We start from the raw sequence: 14,776 nt of genomic DNA, 5'->3' as shown, positions 1-14,776 counted from the left end.
CTGTATACTGGAGGAGAAAGGGGTGATCTGTATGAATACAGTAATAACGATCGGACGCCAGTTCGGGTCCGCAGGACGGGAGATCGGCGAGAAAGTTGCCGCGCATTTTGGCATTAAATGCTATGATAAAGAATTGCTGACAAGGGCTGCCAAAGAAAGCGGGCTTTGTGAGGAGATGCTGGCAAATCACGATGAACGTCCCACCAATTCTTTTTTATACAATCTTGTGATGGATACGTACTCATTTGGGTACAACGCATCTTCCTTTGTGGATATGCCGATCAGCCAAAAGGTATTTCTCGCACAGTTTGACACGATCAAGAAGATTGCCGAAGAGGGGCCGTGCGTGATAGTGGGCAGATGTGCGGATTATGCGCTGAGTGATTTCAGCAACTGCATTCATCTGTTTATTTATGCCGATGAGGAAGCACGGGTCAGACGGATCAGCAGGAAATATGATCTGACTGCAGCCAAGGCCAGAGATATGATTGTCAAGAAGGATAAACAGCGTCAAAGCTATTATAATTACTATTCTTCCAAAAAATGGGGGCGTGCGGACAGTTATGATCTGTGCATCAACAGCAGTCTGCTCGGCGTGGATGGCACCGTGCGGCTGATCACGCAATATATTCAGGATTTCGAGGACAGAACAAAAGAATGAACCGCCATATTCCTACCATCAAATTTTCCAGTCTGTGCAGCAGTTTCTGGATGAGTTTTTGTATTGTTTTTAACTATGCGTCCATGTATCTGCTGTCCATAGGCTACAGTTCTTCGCAGATCGGGGTGATCATTGCAGTATGCGGAGTGATTTCGGCTCTGCTTCAGCCGGTGATCGCCGGATTTGCGGACAGAGGCAGGGCAGGTACAATCAGAAAGCTGATTCTCATGCTGGCTCTGTTTATGATAGCCTGTTCCGGGATTTTGATGATTCCCAATCTGTATTTTTTATGGCATGCTTTATTTTACGGATTGTTGATCGCTGTCCTGCAGATGCTGACGCCGCTTGTCAATGCGGTTGGCATGGAATGTATCAATCATGGAATCTCCGTGAACTTCGGGCTTGCGCGGGGAATTGGTTCCGTATCATTTGCGCTTGCATCGTTTGCAGCCGGGACTTTGATTGAACGTTTTTCCACGACAATCATTCCTGTACTGATCATTTTCTGTTATCTGCTTGTCTTTGCCGCAGCCTGTGTTTTTCGGTTTCGCTATGGCCCGGAGACCGGGGAGACTGATACGACGGTGAACAAAGAGACAAAGGAAGCGTCATTTTTGGTTACATATAAACGGTTTGCCGTACTGCTTGTCGGGATTTCCCTTCTGTTTGTATGTCATAATATGCTGAACAATTTTATGTTTCAGGTGATGACATATCATCATGGAGGAAGTCAGGAGATGGGAATTGCCGCCGGAATTTCTGCGTCACTGGAACTTCCGACCATGCTTTTATTTTCACTGATGATCAAAAAAGTGTCCAGTGGAAATCTTTTGAGAATTTCCAGTGTATTCTTTATTATAAAAGCGTTTCTCACCTTTGTGGCGGCAGGGATCGGTGGTGTCTATGTGGCGCAGACAGCACAGATGTTTGGGTTTGCACTTTTTGTACCGGCATCGGTCTATTATACGAACAGCCTGATCCGTCCGTCGGACCGGGCAAAAGGGCAGGCCTTTATGACGGCGACTAACACGATCGGCAGTGTATTTGGCAGCCTTCTGGGTGGTTTTATCATTGACGGACCAGGTCTTTCGTCCATGCTTCTGATCTCTGTATTGATCGCTGTCTTTGGTGCGGTGCTTGTCTTTCTGTCAATAGAAAAATGTAAAGACATGGTATAACTATGATGCTGACGTGGCATCAATCAGCAATGAAAATACTAAGGGAAGTGGCAGAGAGCTGCTTTCCGGAAAAATGAGGGAGATACTAAAATGGAAGCACTATCTCAGATGAACTATGGGTGGCTGTCGATCGTACCGCCGCTGATCGCCATTATTTTGGCGCTGATTACCAAAGAGGTGATTTCATCTCTGATTATCGGTATCCTGGCGGGAGCACTGATCTATAGCTATGGAAATCCCATAGGTATGGTGATGAACACGTTCACCGTTATGGGAGAGCGTATGAGCGGCAATGTCAATATCCTGATTTTTCTGGGGTTATTGGGCGCGCTTGTCGTAGTTATCACAAGAGCGGGCGGCTCCGCAGCTTACGGAAACTGGGCGGTACAGAAGATTAAGACGAGAAAGGGCGCTTCGCTTTCCACCTGTGCCCTTGGCTGTCTGATCTTTATTGATGACTATTTTAACTGTCTTTCCGTCGGTACGGTCATGCGTCCTGTAACGGACAAACATCGCATATCCAGAGCAAAACTTGCTTATCTGCTGGATGCCACGGCTGCACCGGTCTGTATCATTGCGCCTGTTTCCAGTTGGGGCGCCTCGGTGGCTACTTATATTGAGGAAGCCGGCGTGGGCAATGGCATGTCTACGTTTGTCAAATTGATTCCTTACAATTTGTATGCGATCACGACGATCGTAATGATCATTATTATCTGTGTGACGAACCTGAATTTTGGACCGATGGGAAGATTTGAAAAAAATGCCATTGAGAAGGGGGATCTGTTTTCCGGTAAAGGAGAGATCAAGTCCGATGAGGTGCAGAATTCCGCAGTATCCGGCAAGGGAAAGGTGTACGACCTGATCATTCCGATTCTGATATTGATTGGTGCGACGATTGTAGCTATGGCTTATACGGGCGGAGCATTTGGCGGCGGATGCAGTTTCACGGAATCTTTTGGCAACTGCGATTCGTCTCTGTCACTCGTACTTGGCAGTTTCGTTGCGCTTGTTGCTGCGTTCTTTCTTTTCGTGCCGCGCAAAGTCATTTCTTTCCGGGTATTTATGGAAGGGATAACAGAGGGGATCAAGTCGATGGTTCCGGCGTTTACCATTTTGATTCTGGCGTGGGCAATCGGCGGGATCTGCAGTGTCGACTATCTGAACACGGGAGGATTTGTCGGTAATCTTGTAAACAACAGCACATTTCCGGTGTTTATTCTGCCGGCAGTTACTTTTTTAGTGGCTTCTTTCCTTGGCTTTGCCACAGGTACTTCCTGGGGAACGATGGCGCTGCTCATTCCGATCGGCGCGGCGATCTGTTCTCCGGCTCCCACGGCGCATCTGATTATGCCAGTACTTGGCTCAATTCTGGCAGGGGCTGTATTTGGAGATCATATTTCACCGATCTCAGATACGACGATTCTTTCCTCCACAGGGGCTTCCTGTAACCATATTGATCATGTATCCACGCAGGTCGTATATGCGGGTGTCGCTGCGGGCTGTTGTGTGGCAGGTTATGTGTTTATGGGAATCGTTAATAACGGAATCGTTGCCGTTGCCGCGACGCTTGTACTTTTGGCATTTGTATTATTTATAATTTCCAGAAAATTCAGCACGAAAATCGATTATTCTAAGATTAACAGGTAAACAGGAGAGTACATGGGATGAAAATGACAACAATGAACACGGAGTTATCAGGTAATGCATATCCCGGAAGAGGGATCGTGCTTGGGCGATCACAGGATGGAGCCTGCGCGGTCGTTGCATACTTTATTATGGGCAGAAGTGAAAACAGCAGAAATCGTATCTTTGTGGAGGAAGAAGAGGGAATCCGTACACAGGCCTTCGACCCCTCCAAACTGACCGATCCAAGCCTGATCATCTATGCGCCGGTGAGAGTGCTGGGTGATATGACGATCGTCACAAACGGCGACCAGACCGATACGGTCTATGAGGGGCTGGAAAGGCAGCTTACATTTGAACAGTCGCTTCGAAGCCGTACGTTTGAGCCGGATGGGCCGAATTATACGCCTCGTATATCCGGCATCTTGCAGGTAAAAGAGGGAAACTGTGCATATGCGTTGTCAATTTTAAAGAGTGCTGACGGGAATCCTGATTCCTGCAGCCGCTATCTGTTTTCCTATGAGAATCCGAGAGCTGGACAGGGCCGTTTTATTCATACTTATCTCTGCGACGGAGAACCGCTTCCCAGTTTTGAGGGAGAGCCTAAACTGGTAGAGATTGGAGAGGATATTGACAGCTTTACCGATATGCTCTGGAACAGTCTGCATCCGGACAATAAGGTGTCTCTCTTTGTCCGTTTTATCAATATTGAAACAGGAAGTTATGAGACAAGAATCGTCAACAAGAACCGATAATTGTGGCAAAGCATGTACGAGAGGAAGGGGAACCGATATTATGAATGAACTGGAATTAAAATATGGCTGCAATCCCAATCAGAAGCCTTCCCGCATCTTTATGCAGAACGGCTCTGATCTGCCGATCCAGGTTTTATCCGGAAAACCGGGATATATTAACTTTCTGGACGCCTTTAACGGCTGGCAGCTTGTGAAAGAACTGAAGGAGGCGACGGGCCTGCCCGCGGCCGCTTCTTTTAAGCATGTATCTCCGGCGGGAGCGGCTGTGGGACTGCCGCTTACGGATACCCTGGCGAAAATTTACTGGGTAGACGATCTGGGAGAGTTATCTCCGCTGGCCAGTGCCTATGCCAGAGCGCGCGGCGCAGACAGAATGTCTTCATTTGGCGATTTTATCAGTCTGTCTGATCCCTGTGATGTGTCTACGGCGAAGATTATCAAGCGGGAAGTCTCCGACGGCGTCATCGCACCCGGATATGAACCGGAGGCGCTGGAAATATTAAGAGGCAAGAAAAATGGAAATTATAACGTGATTGCGATCGATCCGGCATACTTGCCGGTGCCCGTGGAACGCAAAGAGGTATTTGGCATTACCTTTGAACAGGGACGGAATGAACTGAAGATAGACAGGAATTGTCTTTCCAATATTGTGACGGACAATAAAACAATTCCGGAACAGGCGCAGATCGACCTGGTTATCGCTCTGATCACGTTAAAATACACGCAGTCTAATTCTGTGTGCTATGCAAAAGGCGGACAGGCAATCGGCATCGGGGCCGGACAGCAGTCCCGTGTGCACTGTACGCGTCTGGCCGGACAAAAAGCGGATAACTGGCTGCTTCGCCAGTGTCCCAAAGTGCTTGAACTGCCTTTTGTGGACGGTATCAAACGGGCCGACCGGGATAACGCCATTGACAATTATATTGGCAGCGAGTATATGGATGTGCTCGCGGAGGGAGCATGGCAGCGCGTATTTAAACAAAAGCCGGAATTGTTTACAGAGACGGAAAAACGTGCATGGCTCGATCAGATGGATGATGTGGTCCTTGGCTCGGATGCCTTTTTCCCGTTCAGCGACAATATCGAGCGGGCGAAAAAAAGCGGTGTCAAATATATCGCACAGCCCGGAGGTTCCGTCCGTGACGATGCTGTGATCGAATGCTGTAATCAATACAATATGGCGATGGCGTTCACAGGTATCCGGCTGTTTCATCACTGATACCTCTAAAACCGATTATCGTTAAAACCATGGACTTACAAATAGGAACAGGGGAAAGTATTGTGAAAAAAATAGCAAACAGGATGTATACAGTCTGCCGAGTACACAGAAAGACATTCGTTATCAGGGACTGCGCCAGATGCTGGATTCCCTTCCGCTTTACCCGGATGCAGCAACAGGCAGGCCGGAACTGGATGCTATGCTGGACGAAATTTTTGCGCAGATCATAACGCCGGATATGGATACCCATGACAAGCTGAAGGCCTGCTATGATTATCTGATTTTCAATGTCAAAGACGGAAGATATGAAGAGGTGCCGGATGCATCATTTGAGTATGAGATAGAGGTTGGTCCGGATGCGATGCAAATCTATAACACCGCCTATGTGACGCTGCTTACGAAGGATGGCTTATGCGATAATTTCAGCGGAACGTTTGCCGTAATGGCGTGGAAGCTCGGTTTGCCGATGTATGTTGTGGGCGGCGCCACATCGAAAAGCGGAGGCGGCTACACGCCGCATGCCTGGTGCCAGATGGACGGTCCTGATGGCACAGTTTATGTATTTGATCCGCACATCGATTATCTGACCACACTGCGTGGAAACGGTACGCTGAGTAATGTGCGTTTCGGCCCGATACAGGTACAGGTTTCGGGAAAATATACAAAGATACATATTTTATTTGATTATATGTAACCTATCATTGTTGATACGTGTAATACCCGAAGATCCACTGGAGGATCTTCGGGTATTTTATATGAGGAAAGAAGTGATCTGCGGAGACTTGTAACTATTCGCAAAAGAACACTTTAACGAATAGTTGACTCAAAATCAAACGTTTATACGTTACATGCGTACTTTTCGTTTACCGGATACAGCTTGTATATATTGCCGTGATTCTGTGATGTTCAGTACCCATATCTTTTCCGGTATTTCAGAAACAGGAATGCCGACAGGCAAAGTGCCATAAGTTCTGCGGATGGCGTCGCCAGCCATATACCATTTACACCCAGGACCAGAGGAAGTACGATCATCATGAGCAGCATAAGCACAAAGGATCTTGAAAAAGCGAGTACAGCTGAGACCATACCATTGGACAGTGCGGTAAACATTCCACTGGCGAAAATGTTAAAACCTATAAAAAGCAATGCTAAAGTGCATATTCTGTTCCCCGTAACTGCCAGATCATATACCGGGTTGTCCGGACGGGCAAAAACCGATACCAATGGCTTTGTCAGTATAAAGGATACTGTCATTGTGATTACAGAGATTAATAAAATCACTATCAGACTGATCTTTGTCAGTTTTTTCAGCTTTTCCCTGCTACATTCTCCATAATAATAACTAATCATCGGTGCTACTCCATAAGAATAACCTGTATACAAAGAACTTGCAAACATTAGTACATACATGATGATCGTGACTGCCGCTATCCCATCTTCTCCAATATAATGGAGCATTGTCCAGTTGAACATCATGGTAATGATTTCGGTGACAAGCGCGGTTGCCATCTCAGAGCAGCCGTTTGCGGAAGCATTTAGAAGAACTTTGAACCGAAAGGCAGGCCGATTAAAATGCAGCAGATTGCTTCTCTGATTGAAAACAATCAGACCGACTACTGCCGTCACAGAGTATCCGATACCAGTTGCGATTGCTGCCCCGCTGATTCCCATGTTAAACCATGCAATCAACATATAATCAAGGATGATGTTCAAAATTCCACCTGTCAATGAGCAGATAAACGAAAGCGTTGCTTTTCCGCTGGCTATCATATAGAGAGTAAAGTTATTCATCAATAGAACAGGCACCGTAAAAAGCAGATAACGACTTAAATAATTGATACAGTGTTCTCTTACATTTTCGGAAAGGTTCATGCTGTTGAATATATGGTCCATTGTCAGGTAACCGAGCATGCACATGATAATTCCGATCAATACATTCACAATAATCAAAAAAGTGAAATCTTCATTTGCCTCTTCGCTTTTCTGCTTTCCCATTTTCTTCATGATGACTGCACTTCCCCCAGTGGCAAGCATAGTAGATATGGCAGTTACGAGCTGAATGACAGGGGCTGTCAAATTAATTGCGGATAGCGCATCGGTACCGATCAGGTTAGACACAAACAACCCGTCAACCATCGTATAAAAAGACATAAATACCGTCATAGCAATGGTTGGTATCGCAAATTTTAAAATATTTTTTACTGTTATGGGTTTTAAATAAACATCTCTACATTCCATAAACTCATCTCCTCTTGTCTTTGTATGCTGCATGTAGTATCATAAACCGTACAGTAACAGTACAGTCAACAGAAAAAGAGAGATTTGTAAAAAATATTTCAGGAGCTTACTATGGATGGGAACAACAAACTATTGACGATCGGTCAATTCGCATCGTTACATGGAATCAATAAAAAAACATTGATGTGGTATGATGAAATTGGCTTATTTATGCCTGCTTTTATCGATCCGGCCAATGGGTATCGACGATATAGTTATTATCAGAGCCCTGTTCTGGAGACGATCTTACTGCTCCGGGAGCTGGATGTGCCTGTCACTGAAATAAAAAATTTTATGAAAGATCGCTCAGCCGAAAATCTGAAGTATCTTTTGGAACAAAAAATTGAGAGTCTGAGTTCACAAATCATTCACCTGCAAGCAGTCAGAAAGACTTTATATAATCACTGTCATGATATGGACACTCTGTTATCGATAGATTTGTCTGAGATCAGTATTATAGAAAAAGAAGAATGCTGTCTTGTGACAGTAGGAATTGACAGAGATATTTCTTTTGAAAGAAAAGTGGAACTGATCACTGCGGAAACAGTCAGATACCAGCTTGGCCGTCTGCATGACGCCAATTATGGCTCAATGATTCCGGTTGCCAGTCTGTGGAACGGTGATTTTGATAATTATACCAGACTGTTTATGGAGATTCCCTTTCTTGGACAGAAAAAGGGGTTACACATACAGCCCGGCGGAAAATATTTGCGGGCGTTCCATAAAGGAAGTTGGGACGAAATCCCCTTGCGCTATCAGGAGATTTTAGATTATGTACGCAGACAGGGATTGACGCTGTCCGGTTATTCCTATGAAAAAGGCATCAATGAAATTGTCATCGACCGGATTGAGGATTATATTATTCAGATCGAAATCCCTATACTGGAATAACTCTCAGGAGCCAGATCCGCCTGTTTTCTCCTGATGTAGTATTACATCAGCGGAGCGATTGCTTTCATCAGACGGCCGGTCAATTTAACATGCCATTTTTCGTTGCGGACAGTTTTCGTCGTAACCTGTCTGCATTTTGTAAGCGTATCCTGAAAATCCGCTTCAATCTCTGAAATACAGTCCACTTGGTATAGATAAGTGGCGCATTCAAAATGGTGATAAAGGCTGCGGTAGTCCAGATTGATCGTCCCAACGACCGCTTCCCTTGAATCACTGACAAATACTTTGGCATGAACAAATCCTGGTGTATATTCATATATTTTTACGCCAGACTCCAGTAATGACAAGTAATGTGTTTTAGCCAAAGCATATGGCACCGCCTTATCAGGAATGCCTGGCAACAGCAACACAACTTCCACACCTCTTTCAGCAGCAAATTTGAGAGCGGTTTCCATTTCACCGTCTAAGATCAGATAAGGGGTCATGATATGTACGTAAGACAGAGATCTGTTCAGCATATCCATGTAGACCCGCTCTCCGAGTTTATCATCATCCAAAGGACAATCTCCATAAGGGATGACATATCCTCCGGAGGCTTTTATGGGAGGCGTCTGATATGCTAAAAAACGGGTATACTCTTTTTCACGTTCCCCGATCCCCCACATTTGCAGAAACATCAGCGTGAAACTTCTGACAGCATCTCCTTTCAGCATGACGGCTGTGTCTTTCCAATGTCCGAATTTTGCTTTTTGGTTAATATATTCGTCGGCGAGATTGACCCCGCCGTTGAATGCCGTATGACCGTCAATCACTAAAATTTTTCTGTGATCCCGATAATTATAACAGGTAGAAATAAATGGAGCTACCGGGGCGAAAACCTTGCACTGAATCCCTAAAGCCTTCAGACGTCTGGGATAATCACGCGGCAATAAGGCAAATTCACAAGTCCCGTCATACATCAGACGGACATCCACACCCTCCGCGGCCTTTCTGACAAGAATTTCCAATATCCTGCCCCACATGAGTCCTTCATCGACGATAAAATATTCCATAAAAATGAAATGTTCTGCCATTTCCAACTGTCTCAGCATTTCATCAAATTTGTACTCTCCCAAAGAAAAATAGGTTGCCGAAGTATTTTCAAATACCGGATGACAGCCACTTCGATGGATATAATGTGCCAGTGCTGCGACTCCCGGATTTTCTGCAGTCAGATGTTCTATTACATCATCGGATTGCGGAATACACTCTTTCGTATCCGTTATCATTCGATTGATGTATACTTTCAATGCTCTGTGCCCGATTTCGCTCTGTGTATACAAAAACAGAAGAACACCAAACACTGGCAGAAGCATTATTACGATCAGCCATGTGATTTTTGCCGTTGGATTGAGCTTACTGTTCAGGAGGTAAATTACCATAACAAAGGTAAACAGAACTGTTCCGCCCAAAATATGTGGCAAAAATTGTCCGAACCATCGAAAAATGCCAAACAGAATCAATATCTGCAGGATCAGCAGTAACAGGATCAGACCAAAACGGCTGAAAATGGCATGGATGATTCCTTTTTGTCCTTTTTTCAGGAGCGAGAGCCCCTTATCTTTATAATAATCTACCTTCACTATTTTCATTAGTCCTATTTGTCTTTTAACAGTTCTTCTGAATCAAGTACAATCGTAAATGGACCGTCATTGACAAGACTTACCTTCATATCAGCGCCAAATATTCCGTGACGGACAACAGGGCACTCTTTTTCACATAATGAAATGATATACTCATACAGCGCATTGGCAAGTTCTGGCTGCCCGGCGTTAATAAAACTGGGCCGGTTGCCTTTTCGGCAGTCCGCATAGAGAGTAAACTGTGAAATGATGAGAATCTCACCGTTTACGTCTTTTAAAGACAGATTTGTTTTTCCGTCAGAGTCTTCAAATATACGGAGACGAAGCATTTTTTGCGTCATTTTTTCTGCCGTTTGTTTGGTATCTGTGTTACTGATACCAGCCAGTACAACATATCCATGATTGATTGTTCCGACTGTTTTTCCATCTACTGTCACAGTTGCCTGTGACACGCGCTGAATGACAAATTTCATAATGTTATACCCTGTATTTCTTCTTGTTATCTGGTGTTACTATTATTTAGTATTTTCTGTTTCGGCCTGGGTTGCACAGCCTGTGTCCTGTTCTTTCTTTTCAGGGTTACGATTATTCCTGCGCTTTAAGAGTAGCCAGGAATCCCCGAAACCGGGCCGATTTTCAGTCATTGCTTTTTTACCACTGCTCTTCTGCTCTGTGGGCCGTCTTTCATACTGTGTAAAGGAACCGTTTTCCTCAATACTGAGTACTTTTAAATAATCGTTGGTCGATACAGGCAGTCCTTTTTCTTCCAGCCTGCGGTTGGTGATCGCTTTTACACCGGCATAAAACACTGCAAAGACAGGAACACCAATAACCATTCCAATGACACCAAAGAGTCCTCCAAAGAAAGTGATGGAAAATATAACCCAGAAACTGTTCAGTCCGGTAGAATCTCCAAGAATCTTAGGTCCTAAAATATTACCGTCAAATTGCTGTAAGATGAAAATAAAAATAATAAAATACAGACATTGGGGCGGACTTACCATTAATATCAAAATTGCACTCGGGATAGCGCCCATATACGGTCCAAAAAACGGAATAATATTGGTTACGCCAATGATTACACTGATCAGCATCGGATATGGCGTTCCCATAAGGTTTGTCCCGAAATAACAGATAATACCGATGATGATCGAATCCACAATCTTACCACTGATAAAACCGATAAACGTCTTATGGATAAAACGGACATTAGAGATAAATACATTGGCGGTATCTTTATGCAGGAGAGAATACATGATCTTCTTACCCTGTCCTGCAAAATTTTCTTTTCCGTCTAACAGATAGACAGAAATAATCACTCCAATCAGGAAATTCCACAACGCTCTTGCGACTCCGATTACACTGCCAATCAGACCGGAAGAGACGGTACGCAGTAAGGCGTTTGCCTGAGGAACAAGGTTATAAGTCACCCATTCTTCCACTCGTGAGGAATAACGCTCCAGGAAAATATTGGCAGTCTGTTCCAGGTCAGGATTATCCTCGAAAATACCCAGTATCCATTCGTTCAGATTTTGGATATAATAGGGGAACTGTAATATTATGCTTTGGATACTGTCGGCTAATTGCGGTATCAGAATAGAGAAAAAACAATACACACAAAATGCGACCAAAAACAGAGTGATCAATATACTGAGTTTGCGAATTTTCTTTGCCGTTTTATTTTTCAGCTCTGTTTTCTTCGTATGTGTAGCCGCGCAGAACGCCGGATAAAGCAGCTTGCTTTCAATATGATTGAGGACAGGCGATAACAGATAAGCAAGCACAAAGCCGTCTAAAATTGGCATGGTAATATTTAAAATCGTCTGGATGCCGCTCCAGAGATTGCTGCTGTGAAATAACAGATAATAAAAGCAGATACTTGCACAGATCACGAGGAAGGCGGTAATTCCCCAACAGATATATTTTTTATATAAATGAAGTTTCATGGCACACACTCTTTTCTGATAGATTGAATTTGTAAATAGACTGTTCTTCCGGACATGCAGACTGATGCAATCCGGCAGCGTCATATCTGTCGATATTATACCACATGTTTCCGGCTCGTAAAATACAATATTCTTTTTCTTTTCTCCCGCTGAGAGTAACTGTGAAAGTTTTATAAAGTTTTTGTCTCGCAGCGTTCAGGATATGATAAAATAGGAACGAAAAAAAGAAATGACCAAATAACGAGACAAAGAATGGAATGATTATTATATGGAAACCAATCAAAACAATCAAAATTATCATGAACAGGAAAATAAAAAAAATATATTGCTGATGAGGGAGGTATTGGCTACGCTCCCACCTTTTTGCAAACGGTTTTTCCGGGGAATTGAAAACCAGACGTCAGCCAGGACGAGACTGGCCTATGCGTACGACATCCGGCTTTTTTTTGAGTTTCTGCATGAGACGAACGGAGTGTATAAAAAAAAGGATATTGTTGAATTTCCCATGTCCATATTAGATGAGATCGGCAAAGAGGATATTGAGGAATATATGGATTACCTCTCTTTTTATATCAGGGATGGTCAGGAAATCACAAATAATGAGCGGGGCAAGGCAAGAAAGCTGGCTTCTCTGAGAAGTTTTTATAACTATTATTTCTGTAGTGAATTGATCCGTTCCAATCCCCCATCGCTTGTGCCAATGCCAAAACTACATGAGAAAGAGATTATCCGCCTTGAGCCAAACGAAGTGGCAATTTTGTTGGATCAGGTAGAAGACGGAACAAAACTGACTAAAAACCAACTTCGCTTTCATGAGAAAACGAAAGTACGGGATCTTGCGCTGCTCACCCTCTTATTGGGCACTGGAATCCGTGTCTCCGAATGTGTGGGACTAAATCTTGAGGACGTCGATTTTGATAATATGAGAATAAAAGTGCGTCGCAAAGGCGGTTACGAGGATATGGTCTACTTTGGGGAGGAGGTGGAACAGGCGCTGCAGTCTTATATAAAAGAGAGAAAACATATGATTGCAAATACCGGACATGAAAATGCTCTCTTTTTATCGATTCAGAACAGAAGAATTACAGTACGGGCCGTCGAAAATCTCGTGAAGAAATACGCTTCTCTTGTGACAGGTATGAAAAAGATCACGCCCCATAAACTGAGAAGCACTTACGGAACAACGCTTTATCAGGAGACAGGGGATATTTATCTCGTTGCTGACGTGCTTGGACATAAGGATGTCAATACGACACGAAAACATTATGCCGCCATGCAGGATGAAAACAAGAGGAAGGCAGCGAAAACCATTCGGCTGCGGGAAGAACTGTAAAGGCCTCATACTGCTCTACTGTGTGGACTCGGTCACATAGTAGGGCACGATAAGATAGGTTCCGGCTCTGATCTGTTCGTTTTCCAGCGCATTGATCTGACAGATCTCCTTCACATAATCTTCAATACATTCATAATGCGTTCCCATATATCTTTCGGCAATCGCCCACAAAGTGTCTCCTTCCTGTACGGAAATGCTGGCATAATATTTGTACTCTACAGGCCTGCTCTGGCTTTGGGCATTGGATAACATACTGCGTGCCGAAAAAGACAGGGAAATGACAAGACAGACAGTCATAATAAAAAGCAGTATGTTCTTTCTCCGTTCTTTTTGTCTGCGCAGCCGGTTTCTTTTAATTCTCCGTTCACTCATTTTTCCTTCCCTCCAACGAAAAAGTAATGTCATGTATCGCACCATAGTGCAAACATTAGTTCTGTTTTCAGATATTATACAGAACATACTTTCGGTTGTCAACAAAAAATCGAACAAATATTTGGAATATATGTTTGATTTTTTTCGGACATTGTGGTAGACTGGAAACAGAAATCATCGGAGGTATCGTTTTATGGGATATGGAAAAATCAGTGTGAAGCAAAAAGAAATTTTAGAATATATAAAAGAAGAGATTTTACAGAAAGGGTATCCGCCTGCTGTGCGTGAGATTTGTGAGGCCGTTCATCTGAAATCGACATCATCGGTACACTCTCATCTGGAAACATTGGAAAAAAACGGGTATATCCGAAGAGACCCGACAAAGCCCCGTGCGATCGAGATCTGTGACGATTCTTTTCAGATGGTGCGCACGGAAACAGTCAGTCTTCCCGTCATCGGCACGGTGGCTGCAGGGATTCCGATATTGGCAGAGGAAAATATCACACAATATTTTCCGGTGCCGGCAGATATGGTGCCCAAAGGAGAACCCTCCTTTGTATTAAAGGTAAAAGGGGATTCTATGGTAAATGCGGGAATTTTCAGCGGTGATCAGATTTTTGTTCAGACATGCAGCACCGCTCATAACGGAGATATGATTGTTGCCTTGATAGACGATTCGGCCACTGTCAAGACTTTTTATAAAGAAGACGGTCATATCCGCCTGCAGCCTGAGAACGATACGATGGAGCCGATCATCGTAAATGACTGCCAGATCTTAGGCAAGGTATATGGCGTATTCCGTCTGTTTTCATGAGGAACGCAGACCGCATTATTTTTTGTAAGTTTTTGAATGTGACGGGAAGGCCGTTCGGCTGTTGTTATCGGACGAAGGTGGATGG

At 44.1% G+C, this 14,776-nt stretch carries 14 protein-coding genes; 9 read left to right on the top strand and 5 right to left on the bottom strand.

Going from position 1 to position 14,776, the window contains the following annotated elements; translation table 11 throughout:
* Positions 1–31: 31 nt before the first annotated feature.
* From V1224_08670 to V1224_08645, 6 genes are all read left to right on the top strand, one after another.
* Entirely contained in the window at positions 32–661 is a 630-nt protein-coding gene (locus tag V1224_08670) for a cytidylate kinase-like family protein (protein ID WWR14580.1), read from the top strand.
* Positions 658–1,839 (top strand): MFS transporter, encoded by a 1,182-nt coding sequence (locus tag V1224_08665; protein ID WWR14579.1) that lies wholly within the window; start codon positions 658–660, stop codon positions 1,837–1,839. The genes V1224_08670 and V1224_08665 overlap by 4 nt, the downstream gene beginning before the upstream one ends.
* A 90-nt stretch (positions 1,840–1,929) precedes the next feature.
* Positions 1,930–3,486: a Na+/H+ antiporter NhaC family protein gene (locus V1224_08660; GenBank protein WWR14578.1), complete on the top strand. Its 1,557-nt coding sequence runs from the start codon at positions 1,930–1,932 to the stop codon at positions 3,484–3,486.
* A 17-nt stretch (positions 3,487–3,503) separates the two neighbouring features.
* Positions 3,504–4,217, top strand: coding sequence for an IMP cyclohydrolase (locus tag V1224_08655; GenBank protein WWR14577.1), 714 nt, complete (start codon positions 3,504–3,506; stop codon positions 4,215–4,217).
* 40 nt (positions 4,218–4,257) lie between these two features.
* Positions 4,258–5,436 (top strand): phosphoribosylaminoimidazolecarboxamide formyltransferase, encoded by a 1,179-nt coding sequence (locus V1224_08650; GenBank protein WWR14576.1) that lies wholly within the window; start codon positions 4,258–4,260, stop codon positions 5,434–5,436.
* Positions 5,437–5,575: 139 nt separating this feature from the next.
* Positions 5,576–6,130, top strand: coding sequence for a transglutaminase domain-containing protein (locus tag V1224_08645; protein ID WWR14575.1), 555 nt, complete (start codon positions 5,576–5,578; stop codon positions 6,128–6,130).
* Positions 6,131–6,342: 212 nt separating this feature from the next.
* Here the strand turns inward: V1224_08645 and V1224_08640 are convergent, their stop codons facing one another.
* The gene (locus V1224_08640) at positions 6,343–7,674 is read right to left on the bottom strand and encodes an MATE family efflux transporter (protein ID WWR14574.1); all 1,332 of its coding nucleotides are present in this window, start codon (positions 7,672–7,674) and stop codon (positions 6,343–6,345) included.
* A gap of 111 nt (positions 7,675–7,785) precedes the next feature.
* Here V1224_08640 and V1224_08635 point away from each other — a divergent pair, with 111 nt between their 5' ends.
* Positions 7,786–8,604, top strand: a complete 819-nt coding sequence (locus V1224_08635) for a MerR family DNA-binding transcriptional regulator (GenBank protein ID WWR14573.1) — start codon at positions 7,786–7,788, stop codon at positions 8,602–8,604.
* A 41-nt stretch (positions 8,605–8,645) separates the two neighbouring features.
* Here the strand turns inward: V1224_08635 and cls are convergent, their stop codons facing one another.
* Genes cls through V1224_08620 form a run of 3 tightly spaced genes read right to left on the bottom strand, consistent with a single transcriptional unit; the run spans position 8,646 to position 12,172 of the window.
* Positions 8,646–10,235 carry a cardiolipin synthase gene (gene cls, locus V1224_08630; protein ID WWR14572.1) on the bottom strand — a complete coding sequence of 530 codons (1,590 nt, stop codon included), beginning with the start codon at positions 10,233–10,235 and terminating at the stop codon, positions 8,646–8,648.
* A 5-nt stretch (positions 10,236–10,240) separates the two neighbouring features.
* Entirely contained in the window at positions 10,241–10,699 is a 459-nt protein-coding gene (gene dtd / locus V1224_08625) for a D-aminoacyl-tRNA deacylase (GenBank protein ID WWR14571.1), read from the bottom strand.
* A gap of 42 nt (positions 10,700–10,741) precedes the next feature.
* Complete coding sequence (locus tag V1224_08620; protein ID WWR14570.1) at positions 10,742–12,172, bottom strand: AI-2E family transporter; 1,431 nt, start codon at positions 12,170–12,172, stop codon at positions 10,742–10,744.
* 268 nt (positions 12,173–12,440) lie between these two features.
* Between V1224_08620 and V1224_08615 the strand changes: the two genes are divergently transcribed.
* Positions 12,441–13,505, top strand: coding sequence for a tyrosine-type recombinase/integrase (locus tag V1224_08615; GenBank protein ID WWR14569.1), 1,065 nt, complete (start codon positions 12,441–12,443; stop codon positions 13,503–13,505).
* A gap of 15 nt (positions 13,506–13,520) precedes the next feature.
* Here V1224_08615 and V1224_08610 read toward each other — a convergent pair whose 3' ends face one another.
* Entirely contained in the window at positions 13,521–13,877 is a 357-nt protein-coding gene (locus V1224_08610; GenBank protein ID WWR14568.1) for a LysM peptidoglycan-binding domain-containing protein, read from the bottom strand.
* A 193-nt stretch (positions 13,878–14,070) separates the two neighbouring features.
* Here V1224_08610 and lexA point away from each other — a divergent pair, with 193 nt between their 5' ends.
* The gene (lexA, locus tag V1224_08605; protein WWR14567.1) at positions 14,071–14,691 is read left to right on the top strand and encodes a transcriptional repressor LexA; all 621 of its coding nucleotides are present in this window, start codon (positions 14,071–14,073) and stop codon (positions 14,689–14,691) included.
* Positions 14,692–14,776 lie beyond the last annotated feature (85 nt).

This window comes from Lachnospiraceae bacterium JLR.KK008, from assembly GCA_037015955.1.
Lineage (GTDB): Bacteria > Bacillota > Clostridia > Lachnospirales > Lachnospiraceae > VSOB01.
The sequence above is the reverse complement of the archived record's forward strand: the minus strand, read 5'-3'. Positions and strand labels throughout refer to the sequence as shown.

Bases quoted from the DNA above. Each gene is read 5' to 3' on its own strand.
- V1224_08615 (WWR14569.1), top strand. From the start codon at position 12,441: ATGGAAACCAATCAAAACAATCAAAATTATCATGAACAGGAAAATAAA.
- lexA (WWR14567.1), top strand. From the start codon at position 14,071: ATGGGATATGGAAAAATCAGTGTGAAGCAAAAAGAAATTTTAGAATAT.
- dtd (WWR14571.1), bottom strand. From the start codon at position 10,699: ATGAAATTTGTCATTCAGCGCGTGTCACAGGCAACTGTGACAGTAGAT.
- V1224_08660 (WWR14578.1), top strand. From the start codon at position 1,930: ATGGAAGCACTATCTCAGATGAACTATGGGTGGCTGTCGATCGTACCG.
- V1224_08665 (WWR14579.1), top strand. From the start codon at position 658: ATGAACCGCCATATTCCTACCATCAAATTTTCCAGTCTGTGCAGCAGT.
- V1224_08640 (WWR14574.1), bottom strand. From the start codon at position 7,674: ATGGAATGTAGAGATGTTTATTTAAAACCCATAACAGTAAAAAATATT.
- V1224_08620 (WWR14570.1), bottom strand. From the start codon at position 12,172: ATGAAACTTCATTTATATAAAAAATATATCTGTTGGGGAATTACCGCC.
- cls (WWR14572.1), bottom strand. From the start codon at position 10,235: ATGAAAATAGTGAAGGTAGATTATTATAAAGATAAGGGGCTCTCGCTC.
- V1224_08670 (WWR14580.1), top strand. From the start codon at position 32: ATGAATACAGTAATAACGATCGGACGCCAGTTCGGGTCCGCAGGACGG.
- V1224_08610 (WWR14568.1), bottom strand. From the start codon at position 13,877: ATGAGTGAACGGAGAATTAAAAGAAACCGGCTGCGCAGACAAAAAGAA.
- V1224_08655 (WWR14577.1), top strand. From the start codon at position 3,504: ATGAAAATGACAACAATGAACACGGAGTTATCAGGTAATGCATATCCC.
- V1224_08635 (WWR14573.1), top strand. From the start codon at position 7,786: ATGGATGGGAACAACAAACTATTGACGATCGGTCAATTCGCATCGTTA.
- V1224_08650 (WWR14576.1), top strand. From the start codon at position 4,258: ATGAATGAACTGGAATTAAAATATGGCTGCAATCCCAATCAGAAGCCT.
- V1224_08645 (WWR14575.1), top strand. From the start codon at position 5,576: ATGCTGGATTCCCTTCCGCTTTACCCGGATGCAGCAACAGGCAGGCCG.